At 47.4% G+C, this 1,046-nt stretch carries 1 protein-coding gene; it reads left to right on the forward strand.

Annotated elements, in window-relative coordinates:
• Positions 1 to 1,046 (forward strand): GspE/PulE family protein (locus A3756_RS22955; RefSeq protein ID WP_197481480.1); only part of this gene is annotated, 1,046 nt, incomplete at both ends.

A 1,046-nucleotide genomic window follows, 5' to 3' on the forward strand; every position in this document is an offset into this window, starting at 1 on the left:
GGTTCTACCATTTCAATCGGATCTTCAATCGTGCTGACATTGAACCACGCCGGGAAATCTCACAAGTACGCTTTCGAATTGATGGTGTACTGCATAACGTCTATGAATTTCCCGCCAAAGTAGGCATCGCGGTTACCAGCCGCTTCAAGATTCTAGGTCGCCTCAATGTCGCCGAAAAAAGAAAACCACAAGATGGCCGAATAAAAACACGTAACAGCAATGAGAAGGAAATAGAGCTCCGTCTTTCAACCCTGCCTACCGCCTTTGGCGAAAAACTAGTAATGCGTGTTTTCGATCCGGAAGTCTTACAATGCTCATTCTCTGAGTTAGGCTTTTCTAGCGAAGATTTAAAACGCTGGAAGCAAATGACCGGTCAGCCAAATGGCATTATTCTCGTTACCGGCCCGACCGGTTCAGGAAAAACGACAACGCTCTATTCGACCTTGCGTGAACTCGCGACACCCGAAGTTAATGTCAGCACGATTGAAGATCCGATTGAAATGGTAGAACCTGCCTTCAATCAGATGCAGATCCAACAAAATATCGACCTGGATTTCGCCAGCGGCATTAAAGCCCTTATGCGACAAGACCCCGATATCATAATGATTGGTGAAATAAGAGACCTGGAAACAGCCGAGATGGCAATACAAGCTGCCCTGACAGGCCACCTGGTTATTTCGACACTGCATACTAATGACGCACCCAGCGCAATCACGCGATTAATGGAACTCGGCATCCCTCCATACCTAATAAAAGCAACGGTATTGGGCGTGATGGCCCAAAGGCTGGTTAGAACCCTTTGTACGTCCTGCAAGACACCTGTCGAGCTTGAAGAGGAAGACTGGAAAATGCTTACCAGACCTTGGAAAACACCTTTGCCTCAAAATGCGCAACAACCCGTCGGCTGCCAAGAATGTCGACAAACAGGCTATCGCGGTCGAGCAGGCGTTTATGAAATCATGCCCTTATCCGAAAGCTTAAAAGGGCACATACACGAAAGCGGTCAAGTAGCAGAGCTCAGAAAAGAAGCAATTAAAGAAGGGATG

This window comes from Oleiphilus sp. HI0086 (assembly GCF_001635225.1).